Consider the following 24,200-nt stretch of genomic DNA (forward strand, 5'->3'; position numbering starts at 1 on the left):
CCGACCTGCGACCTGGGAGGCGGGATGGCCGACACGACGGCGGAGCAGGACCGGCTGGACCGGGAGGACGAGGAGGAGCGGGACCTGGTCCGGCCACCGGACGTGAACCGCGACTCGAACCGCTCGGCGACCCGGCTGGAGCTCTTCTTCGACCTGGCCTTCGTGCTGTTCGTCGGGCACTGCGCGGACGTGCTGGCCGAGCACCAGACCTGGAGCGGCGCGTTCACGTTCACCGCGATCCTGGTGGCCGGCTGGTGGGCGTGGGCCAGCACCACGCTGTACGCCAACCGGTTCGACACCGACGACGCGATCTTCCGGCTGCTCACGCTCACCGGGATGGGCGGGGTGATCGTCATGGCTGCGGCGGCCGACCAGGCGATCGGCGCGCACGCGCGCTGGTTCGCGGCCGGCTACGCGCTGCTGCGGGTGGTCCTGGTGCTCGGCTACCTGCGGGTGTGGCGGACTCTGCCGGATACCCGGGTGGGGATCCGGCCGTACCTGTGGGGGCATGCCGCCGGGGCCGCCTGCTGGCTGCTCTCGCTGGCGGTGCCGGAACCGGCCCGGTACGCCCTCTGGGCGCTCGGGGTGCTGGTCGACCTGGCCGGTCCCTACCTGGCGGCCCGGGTCCCGGACGCGCCGCCGCTGCACATGGAGCACCTGCCGGAACGGTTCGGGCTCTTCGTGATCCTGGTGCTCGGCGAGTCGGTGGCGGCCACCGTGGTCGGGCTGCGCGACGGCGACTGGTCGGCCGAGGTGATCGCGACGGCCATGTTCGCCTTCCTGGCCGCGGCGGCACTCTGGTGGTCCTACTTCGACCTGTCCGGCGGCGCGGCGAAACGCCGCCTGGTCCAGGAGGGCGGTGAGCGCACGCGCCGCGGGGTGCACGATTTCTACGTGTACGCCCACCTCCCGGTCGCCGTGAGCCTCGCCGCCGTCGCGGTCGGCCTGGAGCACGCCATCACGCATGAGCACGTGTCCACCGGCACCCGGGCGGTGCTCGGCGCCGGACTGGCCGGATACCTGCTCAGCGCCACGGTCATCCAGGGTGTGCTGTCCCGGCGGTGGCGGGTGGCGCTCGTCTGGCCGGGCCTCGGCATACCGTTGATCCTGGCGGCCACCCTGCTCCCGGACGGGCCGCCGATGCTCCTGGTGGCACTCTGCGCGGCGGTCCTGGTGGCCGGCGTGATCACCGGCGTCGCGCAGCACAAGGCCGGTGCCGTCCGAGTGGCCAAGGTGTGAACCACCGGATGTGCGAGCCGCCTCCGGCCGGTACTATCCGTGACTTGCACGCTGTGACCCGGGCGTGCGCCTACTCACAAAATGGCAGGTCACCGGCTTTGGGGGCGCGTGATCATGCCGACCGGCGGTAACGTGCCGCCGTTGCGTAGGATTTCGGGCCGCACCACGTCCGCCGACGGGAACCGAGGAATGCGATGCCGCTCACCCCAGCAGATATCCACAACGTGGCCTTCAAGAAGCCGCCGATCGGCAAGCGTGGATACGACGAGGAAGAGGTCGACGCGTTCCTCGACGAGGTGGAGCAGGAGCTGATCCGCCTCCTGGAGGAGAACAACGCGCTGCGTAACCAGGCGCAGCGCGGCGGCGGTGGGATGGCGAGCAACCCGGCCGCCACCATGGTGATCACCAACGAGTTCGCCGACCTCCAGGGGCAGCTGGAGCGGCTCCAGGAGGCCCGCGCCCGCGCCGAGCAGAACGCCCGGGACATGCAGGCCCAGCTGGAGCGCGCGCGCAGCGCCACCCCGTCCGGCGCGATGCCGACCGTCGGCGACGACGACCGGAACGCCCGGGTGCTGATGATGGCCCAGCGCACCGCCGACGAGCACATGCGCGACGCCCAGCGCGAGGTGGAGGCGCTGCTCGAGCAGGCTCGCGGCAAGGCCGAGCAGCTGACCGCCGAGGCGCAGATGAAGGCCAGCACGATCGAGAGCGACGCGCGCCGCAACCACGCCGAGGCGATGGACAGCCTGGTGGAGAAACGGGCCGCGCTGATCGACGAGATCGACAAGCTGGGCCAGCTGGCCAAGGGATACCAGCAGGCCCTCACCAACCACGTCACCCAGCAGCTGATGGACCTCACCAGCGGCCCCGACTCGGCGGGTCGCGAGCTGGAGTAAGCACCACCCGGCGGCGTCGAGCCCCGCGGACCGATTTCGGTCCGCGGGGCTTTTTCATTGAACGCTTTCTCTCTCCCGGCTGTATTCGGCGACACAGGGGGTGAGCGCCGCTTCACAGGGCGTTCCCACGACGTCGAGGGGGAGGGGCGCCATGGCCTATCAGGAGTTCGCCTACGGTGAGGCGGCGGACGGCCGGGTCCGGGTCGAACTCGAGGGCGACGGGCGGGTGTCCGACCTGTACCTCGACCCGCGGGTGGCGTACCTGCCGCTCGACGAGCTGCGCGTCGCGCTGCTGGAAGCGTTCGACATGGCCCAGGCCGGGTTGCGGGACCGCCCCGGCCGGTACGACGCGGTCGCCACCCCGGAACGCCTCCGGAACGCGCTGGCCGAGGCGTCGGACACCGCGGAGCGCCGGTTCGCCGAGGTCTCCACGGCGCTGTACGACCTGAACCGGCGGGCGGCCCGGCCGTGAGCGGGCGGCTGCGGGTCGACCCGGAGAGCATGGCGGCCGCCGGGCGGGACCTCGCCGGGGTCGCCCAGCGGATGGCCGACGACATCGCCGAGCTGGAGCGCGAGGTGGGCGGGGCGTCGACGCCCTGGGGCGGGGACGAGGCCGGCGGGGTGTTCGGGATCGCGTACCGGGCGGTCGTCGTGACCGCGCTGGACGCGCTCGGTTCCTACACCGAACAGGTCGGCTTCGCCGCCACGACGCTGGTCATGGAGGCCCGCTCGGTCGCGGCCGAGGACGCGGCGGCCGCTGTTTCCCTGTACGGCGGTGCGCTCGGCGCCGCGGCACACGGCGCCGCGGCGGGCGGCGGGGGCTGACCATGACCGTCACGCTGCCCGCCGAGCTGACCGAACCGCTCAGCTGGATCGGCCTGGAGTGGCCGGAGGCCGACGAGGATCAGCTCCAGGCCGACGGCCAGGCGTGGATCGCGCACGGCACCCGGATGCGGGCGCACGCGCGGCAGGCCACCGACACCGCCCGCATGGTGTGGCTGGAGAACGAGGGCGACTCGATCGAGGCGTTCGAGCGCTGGTGGAACGGCGAGGACGGGCCGGGCCGCCACCTCCAGGACGCGGCGACGGCGGCGGAGCTGATCGGCGGGGCGCTGATCGCCATGGCCGGCGTGACGATCGGGCTGAAGGCGGCGTTCATCGCCCAGCTGACCGCGCTGGCGGTCGAGGTGGGGCAGGCGGTCGCCACGGCGGCGGCGACGGCCGGGGCGACCCTCGCGGAGATTCCGGTCTGGATCGCGCTGACCCGGGTGGCCTGCCGGAAGCTGATCCATGAGGCGATGGCGCTGATCGAGCGGGAGATCGCGGCGCTGCTCCGGAAGGCGGCCAGGATGCTGGAGAAGGCCGGCGCGAGGCATCTGGCGGACAAGACGCTGAAGGGCAGCGAGAAGACGGCGTTCAAGGGCTTCATGCACCAGGTGGAGAACGCCGACGTGCGCAGCCCGTTCAACGGCGCCAACTTCTACTCCGGCAACCAGCCGAACGGCGAGAAGATGCGGCAATACGCGGAGAAGCAGGTCGACGGCGTCCTCTCGGTGACGTTGGAGATGACACCGGGCGGCCGCCGCTTCGACGATCTGAAGCTTTTCGAGCACGGGTCACCGATCAACCGGGATCAGGCGGCCGAGGTGTGGAAACGACTTTCTCAGCGCTACGCGCAAGACGCGTCTGGTGTGGCCACCGGCTGGACGCACAACAGCTGGTCGGGAAGCATCTGGAACACTGCGGAGAAGCCCGCCTTGCAGCTGAACCCAAAGATTACGAGGATCGATGAGATCGATCCGTTCCCGTAGGAGGCCGCCAGCATGACGGTGCGCGCGTTGGAGTCACAGCTGGCGCTGCACGTCGAGAGTGGCGCGATGCTGGCCGGCGCGGGGCGTGAGGACGTGCTGCTGCGGCTCGGGGAGCACTCGCTGATGATCGCGGTCGATCACGGAGTCGGCCAGATGCTGTTCCGGCTGCCGGCAGAGCCGCGGTGGGACGACAACGGCGAGCCGCTGCCACCCGAGCTGGCCGGGAACCTGCGGGAGATCCTCACCGAGATCTCGCGGTTCTGGAAGTTCGAGCCGGTGTTCTGGACCGTCGGTCAGGAGCCCAGCGAAGGGTGAGACCGGCCCGGCGGCGGACCGCCGGGCCGATGTCGCGGCGGGTCAGGCGGCCGGGGCGTCCCAGAAGACGTAGACGGCCTTGTAGGCCACCGAGGCGGTCTGCCCGGCGGTGCACGACCCGGCGGGCGCGACCCCACCCGAGGTGTAGAGCCGGTTGATGTAGTCGGCCTTGCTCAGGATCCCGGTCCCGGAGTGCGAGTTCACCTTCAGCAGCAGCTCCGCGATCGTCCCGTCGCGCTTCAGCTCCTTCTCCTTGGTCGCCGTCACCAGCGACCCGTCCCGCTCCGACTGCCAGCTCGGCCCGGCGAAGTGGTGGATCCACCCGCCCGTCCCGACCAGCTGCGCCTCGGGCACCGATCCTCCGGTGAAGGCCCCGCTCGCCGCACCGGCCGGCACCACGCACGTGTAGGTCTGTGTCCCCGTGGCCACCAGGTAGGCGCCGATCGGCCGGGACCCGTCCGGCGGCCGGATCGCCTCCGGGACCGCCGAGACGGCCGGCGTCAGCGGCCGCAGATTGCCGCTCGCCGCCGTGTTCTCGGCGGCCGACGCGTCGAAGGTGACCGCGCCGACCGTGCCGAGGGCGGCGACCAGGCCGCCGGCCAGGGTGAGAGCGCGGATCCGGGAACGCTTGGTACGGAACATGAATTCCCCCTGCGTTGTGGGTGAGCCCCCTGCCCACCGGATACAGACACGGATGCCGTATCCACCACGGATCGACCGCAGTCCGGTTACTGACCGTTCGTACGTCCGGGAGTCATCATTCGGCGGATGTCGATGTCTCAATGGGTCCCGCCCGGCGAGGTTCCGGCTAATCATTCCGGTTCAGAACGTGTGCCGGTACAGCGAGCAGCCGGCGCACACCTCGGGCGGGGTGGCGCTGTCCAGCCGCCGCCGAAAGTCGCGGTACGCCGGCCCGTGCCAGATGTCGGCGAAGCTCGACTCGGTCAGGTCGCCGAGCCGGATCCGGTCGTCGCCCATCACCATGCAGCACGGCTGGACGACGCCGGCGCTGGTCACATAAGCCGCCTCCCACGGCCAGCCACAGTTGCCACCGCCTTCGTCGGCCAGGCTGGGCAGCCGCAGCCGCAGGTCGCTGTCCCGGGCGGCGGCCAGCGCCTCGGCGAACACCGACCGGACCCGGGCCAGGTCGGCGCCGGACCACAGCGCCTGCCGGGCGGTGAAGTCGCGGATCTCGTCGTAGCCACCGGTCCCGGTGTCGTCGAAACTGTGCGACAGGTTCTGCACCCGGAGCTCGTTCACCCCGATCCCGGCCAGCAGCCGGACCAGCGCCGGCAGTTCGGCGACGTTGTCTCGCATGGCCACGAAGACCACCCGGATCCACGGGGTGGCGCTGCCCGCCGCCCGTTTCGCCGCGACCAGCCCGGCGAGGTTCCCGAGCACCGTGTCGAACCGGGCGCCCTCCCGGATCGCCTCGTAGACCTCCGGTCCGGCGCCGTCCAGCGACACGTGCAGCCAGTCCACGCGGCTGGCCACCAGTTCCTCGGCGCGGCGCCGGTTCAGCAGGGTGGCGTTGGTGTTGAAGCCGACCCGGATGCCGCCGCGGACGGCCGTCGCGATCATCTCCGGCAGGTGCGGCGAGAGCAGCGGCTCGCCCAGGCCTTGCAGGGTGAGCCGGCGCAGCGGCAGCTCACCGACCAGCCGGTGGAACAGCTCCAGCGGCATCGCCCCGGCCAGTTTGTTCACCGGCGGCCGATAGCGGACCAGGCACATCGTGCAGCGCAGGTTGCAAGCCGAGGTGACCTCGACCTGGAGGTGCGCGGGCAGCGGCGGGTCCAGCACGGAAACGGACATGGGCCGCCGGATGCCCCGTGCCCGGCCCTCGAAACGCCCGGCGGGGTCAAGGAGTGCGGGTCACGGCGTCGGCGGTCCTGGCCGCGGCCAGTTTGTGCAGCAGGTCGGCGGCCGTGAACGGCTTCTCCAGGAACGCGATGTCGTCGTCGAGCACGTGGGTGGTGCCGAGCAGCCCGTTGCTGTACCCGGACATGAAGATCACCGGCAGGTCCGGCTGCTGCTCGTGGAGCAGCTCGGCCAGCCGGGGCCCGGACATCTCCGGCATGATCACGTCGGTCAGCAGCAGGTCGCAGCCGTGCTGCTGGTACTTGGCCAGCGCCGACCGGCCGTCCGGGGCGGTCACCGCCCGGTATCCGTTCTCGGTCAGGATCCGGGTGATGATCCGGGACAGCGCCACCTCGTCCTCGACCACCAGCACGGTCTGCCCGTCGCCGCGCGGCGGGCTGCTCGGCTGCCCGCCGGTCAGGAGGTCGGCGGGGGCGTCCACGAGCGGCAGGTAGATCCGGAACGTGGTGCCCACGCCGTGCTCCGAGTACAGGTTGATGCTGCCGCCGGCCTCGGTGACGATGCCGTACACGGTGGCCAGGCCCAGCCCGGTGCCCTTGCCCCGTGGCTTGGTGGTGAAGAACGGCTCGAAGACGCGGGCCGCCACCTCCGGCGGCATGCCCTCGCCGGTGTCGCTGATCAGCAGCCGGGCATACCGGCCGGCCGGCAGCGGCGGCTGCATGTTGACCTCGTTGCCGTCCAGGTCGGCGGTGTTCGCCTCGAGCACCAGCGTGCCGCCCTCCGGCATCGCGTCCCGGGCGTTGATCGCCAGGTTCAGCAGCACCTGATGGAGCTGGCCGGGGTCGGCGTGCACGGTCAGCGGGACGGACGACGGCCGGGCGACCAGGTGGATGTGCTCGCCGATGGTCCGCTCCAGCATGGCCTGGACCTCGGCCAGCGCCGCGTTGAGCGAGACGTTGCGCGGCTGGATGGCGTCGCCCCGGGTGAAAGTGAGCAGCTGCCGGGTGAGATTGGTGGCCCGCTCCACGGCGGTGCGCACCTGGACGAGATCGGCCCGCACCTCCGGTCGGTCGCCGGTCTCCTCGATCGCGAACTCGGTGTAGTTCGCGATGATCGCCAGGATGTTGTTGAAGTCGTGCGCCACCCCGCCGGCCAGGTTGCCCAGGCTCTCCATCCGCTGCGCCTGCTGGGTGCGCTCCTGCACGGCACGCTGGCGTTCGGCGTGCTCCTTGGCCGCGGTGACGTCCCGGACGACCGCGGAGAAGCCGGCGAGCGCGCCGCCGTGGTCGTGGATCGGCGAGATCGCCATGGCCACGTCCACCGGTGTGCCGTCCTTGCGCAGCCGCCGGCCCTCGTAGCTGACGCCACCGGGGCTGTTCCGGACCCGTTCCAGCCAGTCGAGCTGGTCGGCGGCGGTCGACCCGGCGTCGGCCAGGATGCTGACCGGTTGCCCGATGACCTCCTCGGCGGTGTACCCGAAGATCCGTTCGGCGCCGCTGTTCCAGGCGGTGAACCGGCCGTCCGGATCGAGCCCGGCGATCGCGTCCGCGCTGTGCTGGACCACCGTGGCGAGGATCGCCCGCTGCGCCTCGGCCACGTCGCGGGCGGCTCGTTCCCGGGCGTCGGCCCGGTCCAGCCGGTCCCGGCTCCACGGGTCGTCGTAGATCGCGCCCGGGGCCAGCAGCACCCGGTAGTTCCGGCGCAGGGTCCAGTAGTAGACCGCCACGGTGGCGGTGAGCGTGTCCCAGACCGCCGAGGTCCAGAACCAGTCGGCCGTGTCGGCGTGGGTGGCCGGGTGCCGGGCCCCGCGAAGTTCGGCCAGCAGCATGGCGAACGCGTGCAGGCCGTGCCCGACCGCGCAGCTGAAGAAGATCATGGCGGTGGCGGTGGCGAGTTTGTTGCTGCGCAGCTGGCCGGCGCGTCCGACCGGCACGACGATGGCCGCCGTGATGGCCGCGTAGGCCACCATGATCACCAGATTGGCCAGCAGAAACATCTGATCCGGCACGTTTGTCCTATCGGACGGCGCCGCACGGAGCTGAGATGTCGGGGGTGGCACCACGGTCCGCTGACCTGCGGTCCGGCGGAATCTATGAAAGTTTCGGACGATATGCCGGACCGAGGTCCTGCTGCACTCATTGACTCTATAGACGCATGGCTATACGTTGCCGTTACCGATCGGCATGTTACCGAAAGTTTCGGAGCGCTTCATCCACCGGAGGCGTACCCATGCGAAGCCCCCTCGCGGGCGCGTTCACCGTGCTCGCCCTCCTCCTCACCCCCGTCCCCGCCCGTGCCGCCCCCACCCCCCAGAGCACCGCCGACTACATTTCCACCCGGCCCGGCCCCGGCCGCTTCCCGCTGGTCGCCGCACCGATCGTGACCAGTGCGAACGACTACCCGGGCGTGCTGCGGGCAGCCGGCGACCTGCGCTCCGACCTCGGCGCGGCCACCGGCGTCACCCCGTCGACCGCCCAGGACACCGTCCCCGCCGGGCGGGACCCGATCATCGTCGGCACCATCGGACGGTCGGCGCTGATCGACCGCCTGATCGCGGCCGGCAAGCTCGACACCCACGGCGTCGCCGGCCGGTGGGAGACCTCGTTGCAGCAGGTCGTCGAGCATCCCCTGCCGGGCGTCCGGCGTGCCTTCGTGATCGCCGGCAGCGACCAGCGCGGCACCATCTACGGCGTCTACGACGTGTCCCGCCGGATCGGCGTCTCGCCCTGGCACTTCTGGGACGACGTGCCGGTCCCGCACGCGGACGCGCTGTACGCCCTGCCCGGCCGGCACAGCCAGGGCACCCCGAAGGTCAAGTACCGCGGTGTCTTCATCAACGACGAGAACCCGGACACCGGCACCTGGGCACCCGCCTTCTTCGGCCCGGGCAAGGCGCCCGGCTACCCGGGCGGGCTGAACGCCAACTACTACGCCAAGGTCTTCGAGACGATGCTCCGGCTCAAGGCCAACTACCTCTGGCCGGCCGTCTGGGGCCGCGCGTTCGCCGAGGACGACCCGGCCAACCACGCCACCGCGAGCTACTACGGCGTCGTCATGGGCACCTCGCACGAGGCGCCGATGATGCGCGGCATCGAGGAGTGGAACCGGCACCCCACCGGCACCGGGGAGTGGAGCTTCCGGCGCAACCCGGACGCGATCAAGGACTACTGGCGGGCCGGCATCGAGCGGATGCGCGACCAGGGCATCGAGGGCGTGGTCACGCTCGGCATGCGCGGCAACGGTGACGTGAGCCTGCCGGACGGCGACGGCATCGACCTGATGAGCTCGATCATCGACACCCAGCGGCAGATCCTCGGCGAGGAGGGCATGCTGGGCGCGCCGCAGGTGCAGACCCTCTACAAGGAGGTGCAGCGCTACTGGGACAAGGGTTACCGCCCGCCGGACGACGTGACCGTGGTCTTCTGCGACGACAACTGGGGCAACATGCGCAAGCTGCCCGACCCGTCGCTCCCGGCCCGCAGCGGTGGTTACGGCCTGTATTACCACTTCGACTACGTCGGCGACGGCCGCAACTACAAGTGGGTGGACACCGCCAACCTGACCAACACCTGGGAGCAGCTGCACCGCGCGTACGCGTCCGGAGTGGACCGGCTCTGGGTGGCCAACGTCGGCGACCTGAAGAACGAGGAGGAGCCCACCCAGTTCTTCCTCGACTACGCCTGGAATCCGGACGCCGTCCCGCTGGGCGGCATCGAGGCCTGGGAGCGCCGCTTCGCGGCGGAGAACTTCGGCACGGCACTGTCCGCCGAGATCGCGGAGGTCCTTTCCGGGTACGGCCGGCTCCAGTCCCGCCGCAAGCCGGAGCTGCTCAACCGCCGGATCACCGTCGACCCCGCCAAGGACCTGACCACCGACCCGACCGCCGTGGTCTACGACGACCAGGGCAACCCGTTCAGCCTCACCGATTACCGCGAGATGGACCGGGTGGTCGCCGAGTGGCAGGCCCTGGCCGCCCGCGCCGAATCGATCAGAAGACGCGTGCCGGAGGCCTGGCAGGACGCCTTCTTCCAGCTCGTCTACTACCAGGTGAAGGCGACCGCGAACCTGTACCGGCTGCGCCGCGCCGAGTTCACCAACATCCTGTACGCCGCGCAGGGCCGGGCGGCCACCAACGACCTGGCCGACGAGGCGGAGGCCCGGTTCGCCGAGGACCAGGCGCTCAACGCGCACTACAACACCGCGCTGGCCGGCGGGAAGTGGAAGGACTGGCAGCTGCAACCCAAGATCGGGTACGGCAACGTGGCCCGGTACGGCCCGAACGCCCCGTGGCAGCAGCCCGAGCTCAACAACGTGGCGCTGCCCGACGAGATCTACCCGTACCTCAAGCGCATCGAGGTCCCGGCGGACGCGGCGCTCGGCGTGGCGCTGGACGGCGGCGACGCCACCACGCTGCCGGAGTTCAGCCCGTGGCAGGCCCAGCCGCAGCAGTACGTCGACGTCTACAACAAGGGCACCACGCCGTTCGCCTACACGATCACGGCGGAGCAGCCGTGGGTGCGCGTGACGCCGGCGACCGGGACGGTGGGGAAGCAGGTCCGGGCGGTGGTGTCGGTCGACTGGCGGCGAGCCCCGGCCGGGCTCACCGTCGTACCGATAAGGGTGGAAGGCGCGGGGAGCGCGGTCGTGGTCCGCGCGCCGGTCCGCAACCCCGGGATCACGCCGCGGGGTTATGCCGAGGCGAACGGCTACGTGTCGATCCCGGCGACCGGTTTCGATCGCAAGGCGGGTGACTGGCGGGTGCTGCCCGGGATCGGCAAGACCGGTGACGGCATCATGCCGGCCGGCGGCGGCGACGCCCGGCTCGACTACCGGGTGACGCTGACCAGCGCCGGCCCCGTGACGATCAACGCGCTGCTGGCGCCGCGCAACGGGCAGCTCCGGTACGCGATCGCGGTGGACGGCGGCACCCCGCAGGTGGTCGACGCGGTCGCGGCGACGGGGGCCGTCGACACCACGATGAACCGGCAGTGGGCCCGCAACACCTCGGACAACGTCAACGTCACCAGTACCACGCACCAGATCGCCGGGGCCGGGACGCACACCGTCTCGTTCTGGGCGCTGGACTCCTCGGTGATCCTGCAACGGCTGATCGTGGACACCGGCGGGGTCAAGTACAGCTATCTCGGTCCGCCGACCAGCCGGAGGTTCTGATCATGAAACGTCGTGCCCTGCTGGCCGGATCGACCGGCGCGGTCGCCGCGGGCCTCGTCCCGTCCGCCGCCTCCGCCTCCGACAGCGCGTCCTGGGTGCACACCTGGACCGCGATGCCGCAGCTCACCGAGCCGGGGAACATGCCGCCGGCGCCGTTCACCGGGACCGACGCGGTGCTGGTGGACACCACGCTGCGGCAGACCGTGCACACCTCGATCGGGGGGAAGTGGCTGCGGGTCCGCTTCTCCAACGCCTTCGGCACCACGGACCTGCCGTTGTCCGCCGCCTCCGTGGCCCTGCCGGTCGACGGCAAAGCCGGAGTGTCCGGGATCGCCCCGGGCAGCTCGCGGCCGCTGACCTTCAGTGGGCTGCCGTCGATCGTCGTGCCCGCCGGCGCGCAGGTCGTCTCGGACCCGGTGGCGATGCCCGTCGCGGCCAGGGCGAACCTGACCGTTTCCGCCTATCTCGCGACCGGGCAGGCGGGGCTGAACCTGACGGCACATCCGGGTTCCCGGACGACCTCCTGGCTGGCCCATGGAGACTGGACGGACAAGTCCGAGATGTCGGATGCGACGCCGGTCGATCACTGGTATCTGATCAGCGGGGTCGAGGTGGTCGCCAGCCGGGCCGCCGGTGTGGTGATCGTCGGCGATTCGCTGACCGACGGCCGCGGCTCCACCACCAACGGCAACGACCGCTGGCCCGACCAGCTGGCCGCCCGCTGGCGCGACCCGCGGCTGGCGATCCTCAACCAGGCGGCCGGCGGGAACCGGGTGCTGCACGACGGCCTCGGGCCGAACGTCCTGGCCCGGCTCGACCGGGACGTGCTCGGGGTCAGCGGCGCCGCGTGGGTGCTGATCTTCGAGGGGGTCAACGACATCGGGACCGCGGAGGCCACCGAGGCCGGGCAGTTGCGGGCGATCACGGCGCTGACCGGGGCGTACCGGCAGATCGTGCAGCGGGCGCACGCCAAGAAGCTGCGGGTCTACGGCGCGACGATCACGCCGTTCGGCGGGAACGCCGGGTACGACGACCCGGGCGGGCTGCGGGAGCGGGCCCGGGTGGCGGTCAACGGGGTGATCCGGGGCGGGGTGTTCGACTCGTACGTCGACTTCGCCGCCGCGGTGGCGGACCCGGCCGCGCCGTCCCGTCTCGACCCGGCCTTCGACGTCGGCGACCACCTGCACCTGAACCCGGCGGGTTACGCGGCGCTCGCCGCCGCCGTGCCGCGCCGCCTGTTCTGACCGGCCGGGTCCCTGTTCCCGATCAGGGGAGCAGGGACCCGCCGGCGACGGTGAGGACGTGCGCGATCTGGTGGCCCAGCGAGGTGATGGTGACCAGGCAGATGCCCGTGACGATCGCGGCGAGCAGGGAGTACTCGACGACGGTGGCGCCCTCGTCGTCGCGGCGGCCTTCGGTGAGCTTGTCCATGGGGATCTCCCTCTTCGACGTGCACCACACTTGCACCCTGTTCTTCGGCGGGCCGGCCGCCCCGGTGAGGTTCATCCGCGGTGCGGTACGGGTCCCGATCGGTTGCGGCCGGCCACGACCGGCCGGGCCAGGAACGCCGCGACCAGCGCGATCAGGCACAGCGCGGACAGGCTGAGGAAACCGGTCCGGAACGATCCGGTCGCGTCCTTCACCGCCCCGAGCGCGTAGACGAACGCGAAACCGCCCAGGTTGGCGCAGAAGTTGCCGAACCCGCTGAGCAGCCCGGCCCGCTCCGGCCCGAGCACCGCGATCGGCACCGCGAACAGCGGCCCGAAGTAGACCTGCACCACCACCGAGATCATCGCGACCACCACCAGGATCGCCGGCATCCCGGGCACGTAGGTGAGCAGCGCCAGCCCGGTGGTCAGGATCGCCAGCGAACCGCCGATCACCAGCAGCGGCCGGCCGAGCCGGTCGGAGATCAGGCCGCCGAAGTAGTTTGCCGGCGCGGTGACCGCGGCACCGAGCGCGACCACCAGCCCGGCCGTGGCCAGCGACTGCCCGCGGTCCACCACCAGCCAGGTGGCCAGCCAGAAGGTGAACCCCTGGGCGACCGCGAGCCGGGCGAACTGGATCACCCCGGTCAGCCAGACGATCCGGTGCCGGAGCAGCGCCGGCAGGTCGGTGATCCGGGCCGGGTCGCCGGTGGGCGGCTTCGGCACGGCCGGTCCGGCCGCCCGCCGGTACAGCACCAGCACCAGCAGGCCGGCCGCCGCGAACAGCGCGAACAGCAGCCGCCAGCCGAGCGGGCCGACCAGCCACGGGCCGAGCGAGCTGAGCAGGATGTTGCTGGAGAAGCCGCCGGCGACGTACAGGCCCATCGCGGTGGCGCGCCGGTCGCTCGGGAACTGCTCGCTGATCAGCAGCAGGCCGGGCGCGAAGACCAGCGCCCGGAAGAAACCGGACAAGGCCTGATTGATCAGGAGGATTTCGTACGACGTGAGCACGGCGAACGTGGCCGCCAGCAGGTTCGTCCTGAGCAGCCCGATCAGGAACAGGGTGCGCGGGGAGAACCGGTCGGCCAGGAATCCGGACGGCACCTGCATCAGGGCGTACGTCAGGTTGCTCGCCGCGGCCAGCGTCCCCGCCTGGGCGAAGGTCAGGCCCAGGTCGGTCCGGATCAGCGGGAGGAACAGCGCGATCCCGCCGAAGATCAGCGCCTGGGCGCTCTGGCAGACGACGAGCAGGGTGATGATCGAGCGACGCACGGCGGGATGATCTCACGCCTCAGCGGCCGGGAGTTGGTGCCCAACAGGAGACGAGGTCGTTTACGGAGGTTTACGTTAACATCGAGGCATCTCGATCCCCAGCCGGTGTCCGCCGGCCGAGACGAAAGGCCTCGCCATGCGAGCAAGAATCCCCCTCGTCCTGCTCCTGCTCACCAGCGCCCTGACCCTCCCGAGCGCCCCGGTCACCGCCGCCACCACCGGCTTCCGCGGGGTGAACTGGGCCGACCAGCGCGACAACTTCGTCGACGACACCCTCGTGCTCGGCGGGCTGAGCACCGCCGACAGCTACGCCACCACCCAGGCCAAGGCGAACGCGATCCTCACCGGCTTCGCGACCAACCTGGGCGCCGACACGGTCCGGATGCCGGTCAACTACCCGACCGTCGCCGGGTCCTACTGGGCGTCCTACACCGGCGCCATCGACATGGCCGCCGCCAAGGGCATGAAGGTCATCCTGAGTTACTGGGAGGCGAACAGCTCCCGGGACGGCAAGGTCGACAACGCCGGCCAGTATTGGTCGATGTGGCAGACCATCGTGAGCAGGTACTCGTCGAACGCCAGCGTCTACTTCGAACCGTTCAACGAGCCGTACGGCTACAGCGACGCCGACTGGAAGAACCTGGCCGCCCAGTGGCTCAGCACGTATTCCGGCGTGCCGCGCGGCCGCGTGATCATCAGCGGGGCCGGGTACAACCAGCGGCTCACCACGATCGGCGGCGACACCCGGTTCGACGGCACGCTCATCTCCCGGCACATCTACCAGTTCTTCGACGCGAGCCGGCACACCGAGGACTCGTGGCGGGAGTCGTTGCGGAGCAGCGTCGGGGCGTACGCGAATCGGGTGGTGATCACCGAATTCGGTGCGACCATGACCGACGGGCGCAACTTCGACGTGCCCTCGACGACGAACGACATGATCGCGTTCATCCGCGGGGTGGCGGCCGAGGCGCGGGCGGAGGGGCTGGGCACGGTCTACTGGCCGGGGGTGCGGGTCGCCGACCCGTACCGGCTCCAGGAGATCAGCGGCAGCGGCACCGCGCTGACCCTGACCACCACCAACAACTCCGGCCGCGACCAGCTGCGCTACTCGTGGGGGCTGGACGTCGCCGGCAACACGCCGCTCACCCACTACCGGGTCACCAGCCGCGCCAGCGGCAAGGCGATGGACCTGGTCGGCTCGTCGATCGCGGACGGCGCCGAGGTGAAGCAGTACACCTGGAACGGCGGCGCGAACCAGAAGTGGTCCTTCGAGGACCTCGGCAACGGGTACGTCCGGGTGGTCAACCAGTACAGCGGCAAGTGCCTGGACGTGGCGTCGGCGTCGGCCGCGGACGGCGCGAACGTCATCCAGTACACCTGCGGCAGCGGCACCAACCAGCAGTGGTCCTGGGTCGTCTCGGGCGGCTACGGGACGCTGGTCGCCCGGCACAGCGGCAAGTGCCTCGACGTGGTCGGGTCCGGGACCGCCGACGGCGTGGACATCCACCAATACACCTGCAACGGCGGCGCCAATCAGCAGTGGACGCGGAGCGCCGCGTGAAGGCGCCGCCGGCTCGCTGCCGATAGGCATCTCGCGGCTCCGGGTTCGCGCAGGTCCGCGCCCCTTCGGCACGGTGCCGGCCGGTGGAACGCCGCGCGCCATTATTCAAAAATCGTCGATCGGAAAGTGTTATAAAAGCGGCTCCCCGAAAACCGCATTGCATTGACGTCTTTCGCTTGATGAGCCGGAAACAATCTGGCAATCTGGGGGCCGCTGGGAGCGCTTCCACGAGGGTCCGGCATTCGACTCAGCTCTGCTTGGAGGCACCGCCATGCCCGAGGTGACACGCAGACGCCTGCTTCTCGGCGGCGCGGCCGGGGCGGCGCTCCTGCCACTGGGCCGGACGGCGGCCGCACGGGCCGGCTCGGCAGCACCCGCCGAGGTGCGTGCGGCCGGCGACCTCGCCCTCTGGTACGACGAGCCGGCCGGCACGGAGTGGCTGCGGGCACTGCCGATCGGCAACGGACGCCTCGGCGCCATGGTGTTCGGCAACGTCGACACCGAACGGCTCCAGCTGAACGAGGACACCGTCTGGGCCGGTGGCCCCTACGACTCCAGCAACTCCCGGGGAGCGGCGGCCCTGCCCGAGATCCGGCGCCGGGTCTTCGCCGACCAGTGGACGTCGGCGCAGGACCTGATCAACCAGACCATGATGGGTACGCCCGGCGGGCAGCTGGCGTACCAGACCGTCGGTGACCTCCGGCTGGCCCTGGGTTCCGCCTCGGGGGCCACGCAGTACCACCGGACGCTCGACCTGACGACCGCGATCGCCACCACGACGTACGTGCTGAACGGGGTGCGTCACCAGCGTGAGGTGTTCGCGAGCGCGCCGGACCAGGTGATCGTCGTCCGGTTGACGGCGGACCGGGCCGGCGCGATCTCGTTCAGCGGCACCTTCGCCAGCCCGCAGCGCACCACCACGTCCAGCCCCGGTGGCGCCATGATCGCCCTCGACGGGATCTCCGGCACCATGGAGGGCGTCACCGGATCCGTCCGCTTCCTCGCCCTGGCCGAGGCCGTCGTCACCGGAGGGTCGGTCGCAAGCTCCGGCGGCACGCTGCGGGTGTCCGGTGCCACCAGCGTGACGCTGCTGGTGTCGATCGGCTCGAGCTACGTCGACTACCGCACCGTCAACGGCGACTACCAGGGCATCGCGCGCAGCCGGTTGACGGCCGCCCGCGCCCTCTCCTACGACCAGCTGCGCACCCGGCACGTCGCCGACTACCAGGCGTTGTTCGGCCGGGTGACGATCGAGCTGGGCCGCACCGCCGCCGCCGACCAGCCGACCGACGTGCGGATCGCGCAGCACGCCACCGCCGACGACCCGCAGTTCTCCGCGCTGCTGTTCCAGTTCGGCCGGTACCTGCTGATCTCCTCGTCGCGGCCGGGCACCCAGCCGGCCAACCTGCAGGGCATCTGGAACGACTCGACCAGCCCCCAGTGGGACTCGAAGTACACCCTCAACGCGAACCTGCCGATGAACTACTGGCCGGCCGACTCCACCAACCTGGCGGAGTGCTACCAGCCGGTCTTCGCCATGATCAAGGAGCTGGCGGTGAGCGGCGCCCGGACGGCGCAGGCGCAGTACGGCGCCGGCGGCTGGGTCGCCCACCACAACACCGACGCCTGGCGGGGCACCTCGGTGGTCGACGGCGCGCTGTGGGGCATGTGGCAGACCGGCGGCGCGTGGCTCGCCACCCTGATCTGGGACCACTACCGTTTCACCGGCGACCTCGGCTTCCTGCGCGATCACTACCCGGCCATGCGGGGTGCCGCGCAGTTCTTCCTGGACACGCTGGTCACCGACCCGGCGCGTGGCTATCTGGTCACCAACCCGTCGAACTCGCCGGAACTGCCCCACCACGCGAACGCCAGCGTGTGCGCCGGTCCCACCATGGACAACCAGATCCTGCGCGACCTGTTCGACGGGGTCGACCGGGCCGGCGACATCCTCGGCGTCGACCAGGACTTCCGGGCCCGGGTACGGGCGACGAGGGACCGGCTGCCACCGATGCGCGTCGGCTCGCGCGGAAACATCCAGGAGTGGCTGGCCGACTGGGTCGAGACGGAGCCGAACCACCGGCACGTCTCCCACCTGTACGGCCTGCACCCCAGCAACCAGATCACCAAGCGCGGCACTCCCCAGCTCCACCAGGCCGCACGCCGGACCCTGGAGTTGCGCGGCGACGACGGGACCGGCTGGTCGCTCGCTTGGAAGATCAATTACTGGGCACGGCTGGAGGACGGCGCCCGGGCGCGCAAGCTGCTGGGCGATCTCGTGCGCCCGGACCGCCTCGCGCCCAACATGTTCGACCTGCATCCGCCGTTCCAGATCGACGGCAATTTCGGCGCCACCTCCGGCATCGCGGAGATGCTGCTGCAGAGCCACAACGCCGAACTGCACCTGCTGCCGGCGTTGCCGGCCGCCTGGCCCGCCGGCCGGGTGACCGGCCTGCGGGCGCGGGGCGGATACACGGTGGGACTGAGCTGGAGCGCCGGTCAGGCGGACGAGCTGCTGATCACGGCCGATCGTGACGGCGCCGTCAGGCTGCGCGCCCAGTTGTTCACCGGGACCTTCACCGTCACCGACCTCACCGACGGCGCGACCATCGCCGTGACTCGCCTGGAGTCCGACGCCGTACAGCTCTCCGCTCGCGCCGGCCACACCTACCGGGCCGCCCGGCCCGCGGCGACCCCGTCCCCGTCGTCCCCGTCGTCGCCGCCGGGCGGCGCGCGGGCGGCGTACGCGGTGACGAGTTCCTGGTCCGGTGGCTTCCAGGCCGAGGTGACGGTGACCGCGGGAGCCACGGCGATCAGGGGATGGACCGTCTCCTGGACCTTCCCCGGTGGTCAGGTCATCAGCCAGGTCTGGAACGGCACCTACATCCAGAGCGGACCGGACGTGACGGTGACCAACGCCGCGTACAACGGCGCCCTTGCCCCCGGCGCCGCCACCAGCTTCGGACTGATCGCCTCGGTGACCGGCGTGAACGTACCGCCCACCGCCCTCACCGTCACCACCAGCTGAACCGCGAGAGGAAGCACCGAGATGAACCGACGCCGTACCGGTGGCCGCGCCCGACTTCTCCTCGGCGGCGCCTGTGCCTTGCTGATCGCCGTGTCCACGGTGGCCGTGGCCACCGTCGCCCGTGCCGACCTGACCGGCCCGCCCGGGACCACCCTCAAGGCGGCCGCCGAGCGCAGCGGGCGGTACTTCGGGGCCGCCATGGGCGGCGACCGCCTCAGCGACCAGGGCTTCCTGACCATCGCGAACCGCGAGTTCGACATGATGACGGCCGTCAACGAGATGAAGCCCGACGCGACCGAGCCCAACCGCGGCCAGTTCGACTTCCGGGCCGGTGACGCGATCTACAACTGGGCCACCCAGCACGGCATGCGGGTCCGTGGCCACACCCTGGCCTGGCACGCGCAGCAACCGCGATTCTGGGGGAGCCTCAGTGGCAGCGCCCTGCGCACCGCGATGATCGACCACATCAACGGCGTGATGGCCCATTACCGCGGCAAGCTCTACGCCTGGGACGTGGTCAACGAGGCCTTCGCCGAGAACGGCAGCCGCCGCGGCTCCAACCTGCAGTCCACCGGCAACGACTGGATCGAGGTGGCGTTCCGGACCGCCCGGGCCGCTGATCCGTCGGTGAAGCTCTGCTACAACGACTACAACATCGAGAATTGGACGTACGCCAAGACGCAGGGTGTCTACGCCATGATCCGGGACTTCAAGTCCCGCGGCGTCCCGGTCGACTGCGTCGGCCTGCAGACGCACTTCACCGGTGGCAGCTCGTTGCCGGGCAACTTCCAGACCACGCTGTCGAGCTTCGCCGCCCTGGGTGTCGACGTGGCGCTGACCGAGGCCGACGTCACCAACGCCTCCGCCACGCAGTACGCGGGACTGACCCAGGCCTGCGTGAGCGTCCCCCGCTGCGTCGGCATCACGACGTGGGGCATCCGTGACAGCGACTCCTGGCGTGGCAGCGAGAACCCGCTGCTGTTCGACCGCAACAGCAACCCCAAGGCGGCGTACACGTCGGTCCTCAACGCCCTCAACGCCGCCTCCACCTCGGTGCCCGGCACGAGCGACCCGTCGCCGAGCACTCCGGGCAGCCCGTCACCGAGCAGCCCGTCGCCGAGCAGCCCGCCGCCGAGCAGCCCGTCGCCGGGCGCCTGCACCGCGACGTATCACCTGACCAACAGCTGGAGCGGCGGCTTCCAGGGCGAGGTCACCGTGGCCAACAACGGCTCGGCCACCCTCCGCGGCTGGACCGTGCAACTGACGCTGGCCGGCGGGCAGACCCTCGCGAACGTCTGGAACGGCGTCAGCACCGGCACCAGCGGCACGATCAGCGTCCGCAACGCCGACTACAACGGCACCCTCGGCGCGAACGCCTCGACCAGCTTCGGCTTCCTGGTCAACGGCAGCAGCAGCACGGCGCCCGTCGTCGTCGCGTGCACCAACCCCTGACCGCTACCGCCCAGAAGGGAACGGCATTCGGATGACAACACGTGAGGAGCACCGGCCGCACCGCGGCTGGGCCGCCGCCGCCGGTCTGCTGCTGGCCGTGGCGGGGGCGCTGACCGTGATTCCCGCACCGGCGCAGGCCGCCACGGCGATCACCATCAACGGGGCGTCCGGCGGGCGCACGTTCGACGGCGTGGGGGCCATCAGCGGCGGCGGCGGCAACAGCCGCCTGCTCATCGACTATCCGGAACCCCAGCGCAGCGACATCCTCGACTACCTGTTCAAGCCGGGGTACGGCGCGGCGATGCAGATCATGAAAGTGGAGATCGGCGGCGACACCAACTCGACCTCCGGCGCGGAACCCAGCCACGAGCACACGCGCGGCCAGGTGAACTGCGACCGTGGGTACGAATGGTGGCTGATGGGCCAGGCGAAGGCCCGTAATCCCGGCATCAAGCTGGTCGGATTGTCCTGGGGCGCCCCCGGCTGGATCGGCAACGGCAACTTCTGGTCCAGCGACTCGATCGACTACCTGATCGCCTGGCTCGGGTGCGCCACCTCCCACGGGCTGACCATCGACTACCTCGGCGGCTGGAACGAACGCGGACGGGATCTGACCTGGTACAAGAACCTGCGCTCGGCGCTGAACTCGCGCGGATACCCGAACGTCAAGATCGTGGCCTCGGACGAGTTCGGCTGGGGCTCGGCGGACGACGCGCTGCGCGACCCCGCGTTCGGCTCGGCCATCTCGGTGGTCGGCAGCCACTACGTCTGCGGCTACCGCAGCGCCCAGACCAGCTGCCCCAGCTCGGCGAACGCGGTCAACTCGGGCAAGACGCTGTGGGCCAGCGAGAACGGCTCCGACGACTACAACGGGGGAGCGCCGGCCCTGGCCCGCGGCATCAACCGGGACTACATCGACGGGAAGATGACCGCCTACCTGAACTGGCCGGTCATCGCCGCGATCACACCCAACATCCCCTGGGCCACCACCGGTGTGGCCGTCGCGCCACAGCCGTGGTCCGGCTACTACTCGATCGGTGCGAGCACCTGGGTCATGGGCCACACCACCCAGTTCACCGCACCGGGATGGCGTTATCTGGACAGCTCCACGGGCTACCTCGGCGGCAATCGCGCCAACGGCAGCTACGTCTCCCTGAGGTCGCCGACGGGCAGCGACTACAGCACCATCATCGAGACGATGGACGCCGGCTCGGCCCAGGACCTCCAGTTCACCGTCACCGGAGGGCTGTCGACCGGGACCGTGCACGTGTGGTCCACCAACGTCCGGTCGGGAAACCCGGCCGACCAGTTCGTCCGGCGCAGTGACATCACCCCGTCCGGTGGTTCGTTCTCGCTGACCGTCCAGCCCGGCTACGTCTACAGCATCACCACGACCACCGGGCAGGGCAAGGGCACCGCGACCAGCCCCGCCCAGGGCGCCCTGACACTGCCCTACAGCGACGACTTCGACGGCTACGCGACCGGACGCGAGGCGAAATACCTCTCCGACCACCAGGGCTCCTTCGAGGTGACCCCGTGCGGTGGCGGCCGTGCCGGTCAGTGCGTACGCCAGATGTCGGAACAGGCGCCGATCTTCTGGACGACGGGGCACGCCGAGCCGTTCACGCTGCTCGGTGACGTCAACTGGCGCAACTACACCGTCTCGTCCGACGTCCTGCTGGAGAAGAGCGGCTACGCGCAACTCGTCGGCCGGGCCGGCAACTACAACCACGACAACCCGCACAACCTCAACGCCTACTACCTGCGGGTGTCCGACAACGGCTCGTGGTCGATCCGCAGCAACACCACCAGCGGCAACCAGCGGACCCTGGCCAGCGGCACCACGACGGCCCTGGGCACCGGGCGCTGGCACAAGCTGGCCCTCACCCTCAACGGCAGCACCCTGACCGCCGCCCTCGACGGGACCACGCTGGGCAGTGTCTCGGACTCCACCTGGGTGGCCGGCCAGATCGGTTACGCCACCGGCCAGGGCGTGACCGCCCAGTTCGACAACCTGACCATCACCCCGCTCGGCGGCGACCCGAGCCCGACCGGCACGTTGCGCGGAGCCGGGTCGAACCGGTGCCTGGACGTCAACGGGCAGAGCCAGGCCGACGGGACGGTCGTGCAGATCTGGGACTGCAACGGTGGCGCCAACCAGACCTGGACGGCGACGTCGGGCAACCAGCTGACCGTCTATGGCAACAAGTGCCTCGACGCCCCCGGCGCCGCCGCCGGCGCCCGGGTCCGGATCTGGTCCTGCACCGGCGCGGCCAATCAGCAATGGCGGCTCAACGCCGACGGCACGATCACCGGCGTCCAGTCCGGTCTGTGCCTGGACGTGACCGGCGCCGGGACGGCCAACGGCACGGCCGTCGAACTGTGGACGTGCAACGGGGGCAGCAACCAGCGATGGATCAGGTCATGACCGAGTAGTGCCGGATGAGGACCGCCGTGACGTCCTGAAGCGAAGTCACTGCCCGGGACAGGCCGCCGTCCGCCACCACATCACAGAGGCGGACGGCGGCGGGGGAGCCGGACGGGAGTCACCGTAGGGTGCCGGGACATGGGGCCTGGCGATGGTGCGCTGCTGGTGGCGGGGGGAATCGGGGCCGGGCTGACCGGGTCGATGGCCGGGCTGGCGTCGCTCGTCAGCTATCCGGTGCTGCTCGCCGCCGGGCTTCCGCCGGTGGCGGCGAACATGACGAACACGGTCGCGCTGATGGCCAGCACGGCCGGGTCGGCGGTGGGCGCCCGGCGGGAGCTGCGCGGCCAGGGCCGCCGGATCGCCGGGCTCAGCGGGATCGCGGTCGCCGGCGGGGTGGCCGGGGCGCTGCTGCTGCTCGGTACGCCGTCCGAGGCGTTCGAGCGGATCGTGCCCGGTCTGATCGTGCTCGGTGCGCTGGTCCTGCTCTTCCGCAACACCGTCCGGGACTGGTACCTGCGGCCCGGCCGGCGGCCGCCGCTGAGCCTGTCGGTGTTCCTGATCGCGGTCTACGGCGGCTACTTCGGTGCGGCGGCCGGCGTGCTGCTGCTGGCCGTGCTCGCGGTCGCGGTGACCGAGCCGTTCCCGGTCACCAACGCGGTCAAGAGCATGGTGCTCGGCGTGGCGAACCTGGTCGCCGCCATCCTCTACGCCCTGACCGGCCCGGTGCACTGGGCCGCGGCGGCGCTGCTGGGCCTGGGCTGCCTGATCGGCAGCTGGATCGGCCCGGCCCTGGTCCGCCGCACCCCGGAACGCCCTTTGCGGGTGGCGATCGCCGTCGCCGCCCTCGGCCTGGCCACCTACCTCTGGAACACCGCCGCCTGACTTCTCGGTGACCACCCACGGACCGTGAAGGCATCCCCCTGTGCCAGGGATGTCAAGCGGCGTGGCCAGGGCGCTGAGGGCCAGCTGAGAAGTGTCGGGCTGGCCTTGGTGGCCCTTTCCGGGCATGGGATGGGGCGCTGGGGGCCAGCCGGGGTGTGTCGGGCTGGTCCTGGTGGCCCTATCCAGGCACGAGATAGGGCGCTGGGGTCCAGCTGGGGGGTGTCGGGCTGGCCTTGGTGGCCCTTTCCGGGCATGGGGTAGGGCGGTGGGGTCCAGCTGGGGGGTGTCGGGCTGGTGCTGGTGGCCCTTTCCGGGGGTGGGATAGGGCGGTGGGGGCCAGCTGGGGGTTGATCTCCGGGACCAGCCGCGGACAGTGAAGGAGGCGGCGATTGGTTTGGACGCGCCAGCGGCCAGATCGCCGCCTCCGGCCCGCGCGGGAGCATGCGGTCCGCACCCCGCTGGGCCTGCGTAAAGGAAGATCCTGAAGTTGATCTTGGGGCGGTGGGGAAGGTCAGACCGGGGCGATGCCGAAGACCTCGGCCAGTCCCGTCACCTCGATCGCCTGGCGGACCGGCGGCGAGGGGCGGGTCAGGATCATGGTGAGGCCGGCCGCGGCAGCGGTGTTGCGGACGCCGACCAGGGCGCCCAGCGAATAGGAGTCGATGAAGGTCACCTCGGCCAGGTCCAGGTCGAGCTGGCGGCACGGGGAGCCGTCGACGGCTTTCTCCAGGCTGGCGCGCAGCTCGTCGGCGACGTCCACGTCCAGCTCCGGTGCCAGCAGCGTGGCGTGCAGGGTCCGGCCGTCGGCGCTGGTCCGGTACGACACGATCGCATCAGTCGTCATGCCGCCCCAAGCTACCCCGGGAAGCGGGTCCGGACACATGATCGGCGCCGCCCCG

General features: G+C 71.0%; 19 protein-coding genes. 13 read left to right on the forward strand and 6 right to left on the reverse strand.

The annotated features are described in order from the left end of the window. Nucleotides 1–24: 24 nt before the first annotated feature. The 6 genes from Aiant_RS32355 to Aiant_RS32380 all read left to right on the forward strand — a co-directional run bounded on the left by Aiant_RS32355 (nt 25) and on the right by Aiant_RS32380 (nt 4,261). Nucleotides 25–1,239 (forward strand): low temperature requirement protein A, encoded by a 1,215-nt coding sequence (locus tag Aiant_RS32355; protein ID WP_189333576.1) that lies wholly within the window; start codon nt 25–27, stop codon nt 1,237–1,239. Nucleotides 1,240–1,433: 194 nt separating this feature from the next. Further along, nucleotides 1,434–2,135, forward strand: coding sequence for a DivIVA domain-containing protein (locus tag Aiant_RS32360; RefSeq protein WP_189333575.1), 702 nt, complete (start codon nt 1,434–1,436; stop codon nt 2,133–2,135). Nucleotides 2,136–2,286: 151 nt separating this feature from the next. Continuing rightward, nucleotides 2,287–2,607: a hypothetical protein gene (locus Aiant_RS32365; protein ID WP_189333574.1), complete on the forward strand. Its 321-nt coding sequence runs from the start codon at nt 2,287–2,289 to the stop codon at nt 2,605–2,607. Next, entirely contained in the window at nt 2,604–2,960 is a 357-nt protein-coding gene (locus tag Aiant_RS32370; protein WP_189333573.1) for a hypothetical protein, read from the forward strand. Before Aiant_RS32365 ends, Aiant_RS32370 begins: the two co-directional genes overlap by 4 nt. Nucleotides 2,961–2,962: 2 nt before the next feature. Next, a complete protein-coding gene (locus Aiant_RS32375) occupies nt 2,963–3,946 on the forward strand; it encodes a WXG100-like domain-containing protein (RefSeq protein ID WP_189333572.1) in 984 nt (327 codons plus the stop codon). Nucleotides 3,947–3,958: 12 nt separating this feature from the next. Beyond that, nucleotides 3,959–4,261, forward strand: a complete 303-nt coding sequence (locus Aiant_RS32380) for a hypothetical protein (RefSeq protein ID WP_212846566.1) — start codon at nt 3,959–3,961, stop codon at nt 4,259–4,261. A gap of 42 nt (nt 4,262–4,303) precedes the next feature. Here the strand turns inward: Aiant_RS32380 and Aiant_RS32385 are convergent, their stop codons facing one another. From Aiant_RS32385 to Aiant_RS32395, 3 genes are all read right to left on the reverse strand, one after another. Beyond that, a complete protein-coding gene (locus Aiant_RS32385) occupies nt 4,304–4,903 on the reverse strand; it encodes a DUF3455 domain-containing protein (RefSeq protein ID WP_189333570.1) in 600 nt (199 codons plus the stop codon). Nucleotides 4,904–5,083: 180 nt separating this feature from the next. Beyond that, nucleotides 5,084–6,073, reverse strand: a complete 990-nt coding sequence (locus Aiant_RS32390; RefSeq protein WP_189333569.1) for a radical SAM protein — start codon at nt 6,071–6,073, stop codon at nt 5,084–5,086. Between the two features lie 46 nt (nt 6,074–6,119). Continuing rightward, nucleotides 6,120–8,075 (reverse strand): PAS domain-containing sensor histidine kinase, encoded by a 1,956-nt coding sequence (locus Aiant_RS32395; protein ID WP_189333568.1) that lies wholly within the window; start codon nt 8,073–8,075, stop codon nt 6,120–6,122. 233 nt (nt 8,076–8,308) lie between these two features. Here Aiant_RS32395 and Aiant_RS32400 point away from each other — a divergent pair, with 233 nt between their 5' ends. Further along, nucleotides 8,309–11,251 carry a glycosyl hydrolase 115 family protein gene (locus Aiant_RS32400; protein WP_189333567.1) on the forward strand — a complete coding sequence of 981 codons (2,943 nt, stop codon included), beginning with the start codon at nt 8,309–8,311 and terminating at the stop codon, nt 11,249–11,251. A 2-nt stretch (nt 11,252–11,253) separates the two neighbouring features. After that, nucleotides 11,254–12,495, forward strand: a complete 1,242-nt coding sequence (locus Aiant_RS32405) for a GDSL-type esterase/lipase family protein (RefSeq protein ID WP_189333566.1) — start codon at nt 11,254–11,256, stop codon at nt 12,493–12,495. Nucleotides 12,496–12,517: 22 nt separating this feature from the next. On the opposite strand, the gene Aiant_RS32410 is transcribed toward Aiant_RS32405, so the two are convergent. Both Aiant_RS32410 and Aiant_RS32415 read right to left on the reverse strand, forming a co-directional pair. Beyond that, on the reverse strand, nt 12,518–12,682 hold the full coding sequence (locus Aiant_RS32410) for a Flp family type IVb pilin (protein WP_189333565.1): 165 nt from the start codon (nt 12,680–12,682) through the stop codon (nt 12,518–12,520). A gap of 71 nt (nt 12,683–12,753) precedes the next feature. Further along, nucleotides 12,754–13,950 (reverse strand): MFS transporter, encoded by a 1,197-nt coding sequence (locus Aiant_RS32415; protein WP_189333564.1) that lies wholly within the window; start codon nt 13,948–13,950, stop codon nt 12,754–12,756. Between the two features lie 136 nt (nt 13,951–14,086). On the opposite strand from Aiant_RS32415, the gene Aiant_RS32420 reads away from it, so the two are divergent. The 5 genes from Aiant_RS32420 (at nt 14,087) to Aiant_RS32440 (ending at nt 23,301) form a co-directional block, all read left to right on the forward strand. Continuing rightward, a complete protein-coding gene (locus tag Aiant_RS32420; RefSeq protein WP_189333563.1) occupies nt 14,087–15,511 on the forward strand; it encodes an RICIN domain-containing protein in 1,425 nt (474 codons plus the stop codon). A gap of 271 nt (nt 15,512–15,782) precedes the next feature. After that, nucleotides 15,783–18,539, forward strand: a complete 2,757-nt coding sequence (locus tag Aiant_RS32425) for a glycosyl hydrolase family 95 catalytic domain-containing protein (RefSeq protein ID WP_189333562.1) — start codon at nt 15,783–15,785, stop codon at nt 18,537–18,539. 21 nt (nt 18,540–18,560) lie between these two features. Next, a complete protein-coding gene (locus Aiant_RS32430) occupies nt 18,561–19,991 on the forward strand; it encodes an endo-1,4-beta-xylanase (RefSeq protein ID WP_189333561.1) in 1,431 nt (476 codons plus the stop codon). A 31-nt stretch (nt 19,992–20,022) separates the two neighbouring features. Then, complete coding sequence (locus Aiant_RS32435; protein ID WP_189333560.1) at nt 20,023–22,419, forward strand: ricin-type beta-trefoil lectin domain protein; 2,397 nt, start codon at nt 20,023–20,025, stop codon at nt 22,417–22,419. Between the two features lie 138 nt (nt 22,420–22,557). Continuing rightward, on the forward strand, nt 22,558–23,301 hold the full coding sequence (locus tag Aiant_RS32440) for a sulfite exporter TauE/SafE family protein (protein WP_189333559.1): 744 nt from the start codon (nt 22,558–22,560) through the stop codon (nt 23,299–23,301). Between the two features lie 511 nt (nt 23,302–23,812). Here the strand turns inward: Aiant_RS32440 and Aiant_RS32445 are convergent. Beyond that, nucleotides 23,813–24,145 (reverse strand): STAS domain-containing protein, encoded by a 333-nt coding sequence (locus Aiant_RS32445; protein WP_189333558.1) that lies wholly within the window; start codon nt 24,143–24,145, stop codon nt 23,813–23,815. Between the last annotated feature and the right edge of the window lie 55 nt (nt 24,146–24,200).

It is taken from the genome of Actinoplanes ianthinogenes, from assembly GCF_018324205.1.
Taxonomy (GTDB): Bacteria; Actinomycetota; Actinomycetes; order Mycobacteriales; family Micromonosporaceae; genus Actinoplanes; species Actinoplanes ianthinogenes.

What these genes read in the sequence shown, in the direction of transcription:
- Aiant_RS32355 (WP_189333576.1), top strand. Translation starts at nt 25, where the DNA reads ATGGCCGACACGACGGCGGAGCAGGACCGGCTGGACCGGGAGGACGAG.
- Aiant_RS32360 (WP_189333575.1), top strand. Translation starts at nt 1,434, where the DNA reads ATGCCGCTCACCCCAGCAGATATCCACAACGTGGCCTTCAAGAAGCCG.
- Aiant_RS32365 (WP_189333574.1), top strand. Translation starts at nt 2,287, where the DNA reads ATGGCCTATCAGGAGTTCGCCTACGGTGAGGCGGCGGACGGCCGGGTC.
- Aiant_RS32375 (WP_189333572.1), top strand. Translation starts at nt 2,963, where the DNA reads ATGACCGTCACGCTGCCCGCCGAGCTGACCGAACCGCTCAGCTGGATC.
- Aiant_RS32380 (WP_212846566.1), top strand. Translation starts at nt 3,959, where the DNA reads ATGACGGTGCGCGCGTTGGAGTCACAGCTGGCGCTGCACGTCGAGAGT.
- Aiant_RS32385 (WP_189333570.1), bottom strand. Translation starts at nt 4,903, where the DNA reads ATGTTCCGTACCAAGCGTTCCCGGATCCGCGCTCTCACCCTGGCCGGC.
- Aiant_RS32390 (WP_189333569.1), bottom strand. Translation starts at nt 6,073, where the DNA reads ATGTCCGTTTCCGTGCTGGACCCGCCGCTGCCCGCGCACCTCCAGGTC.
- Aiant_RS32395 (WP_189333568.1), bottom strand. Translation starts at nt 8,075, where the DNA reads ATGTTTCTGCTGGCCAATCTGGTGATCATGGTGGCCTACGCGGCCATC.
- Aiant_RS32400 (WP_189333567.1), top strand. Translation starts at nt 8,309, where the DNA reads ATGCGAAGCCCCCTCGCGGGCGCGTTCACCGTGCTCGCCCTCCTCCTC.
- Aiant_RS32405 (WP_189333566.1), top strand. Translation starts at nt 11,254, where the DNA reads ATGAAACGTCGTGCCCTGCTGGCCGGATCGACCGGCGCGGTCGCCGCG.
- Aiant_RS32410 (WP_189333565.1), bottom strand. Translation starts at nt 12,682, where the DNA reads ATGGACAAGCTCACCGAAGGCCGCCGCGACGACGAGGGCGCCACCGTC.
- Aiant_RS32420 (WP_189333563.1), top strand. Translation starts at nt 14,087, where the DNA reads ATGCGAGCAAGAATCCCCCTCGTCCTGCTCCTGCTCACCAGCGCCCTG.
- Aiant_RS32425 (WP_189333562.1), top strand. Translation starts at nt 15,783, where the DNA reads ATGCCCGAGGTGACACGCAGACGCCTGCTTCTCGGCGGCGCGGCCGGG.
- Aiant_RS32430 (WP_189333561.1), top strand. Translation starts at nt 18,561, where the DNA reads ATGAACCGACGCCGTACCGGTGGCCGCGCCCGACTTCTCCTCGGCGGC.
- Aiant_RS32435 (WP_189333560.1), top strand. Translation starts at nt 20,023, where the DNA reads ATGACAACACGTGAGGAGCACCGGCCGCACCGCGGCTGGGCCGCCGCC.
- Aiant_RS32440 (WP_189333559.1), top strand. Translation starts at nt 22,558, where the DNA reads ATGGGGCCTGGCGATGGTGCGCTGCTGGTGGCGGGGGGAATCGGGGCC.
- Aiant_RS32445 (WP_189333558.1), bottom strand. Translation starts at nt 24,145, where the DNA reads ATGACGACTGATGCGATCGTGTCGTACCGGACCAGCGCCGACGGCCGG.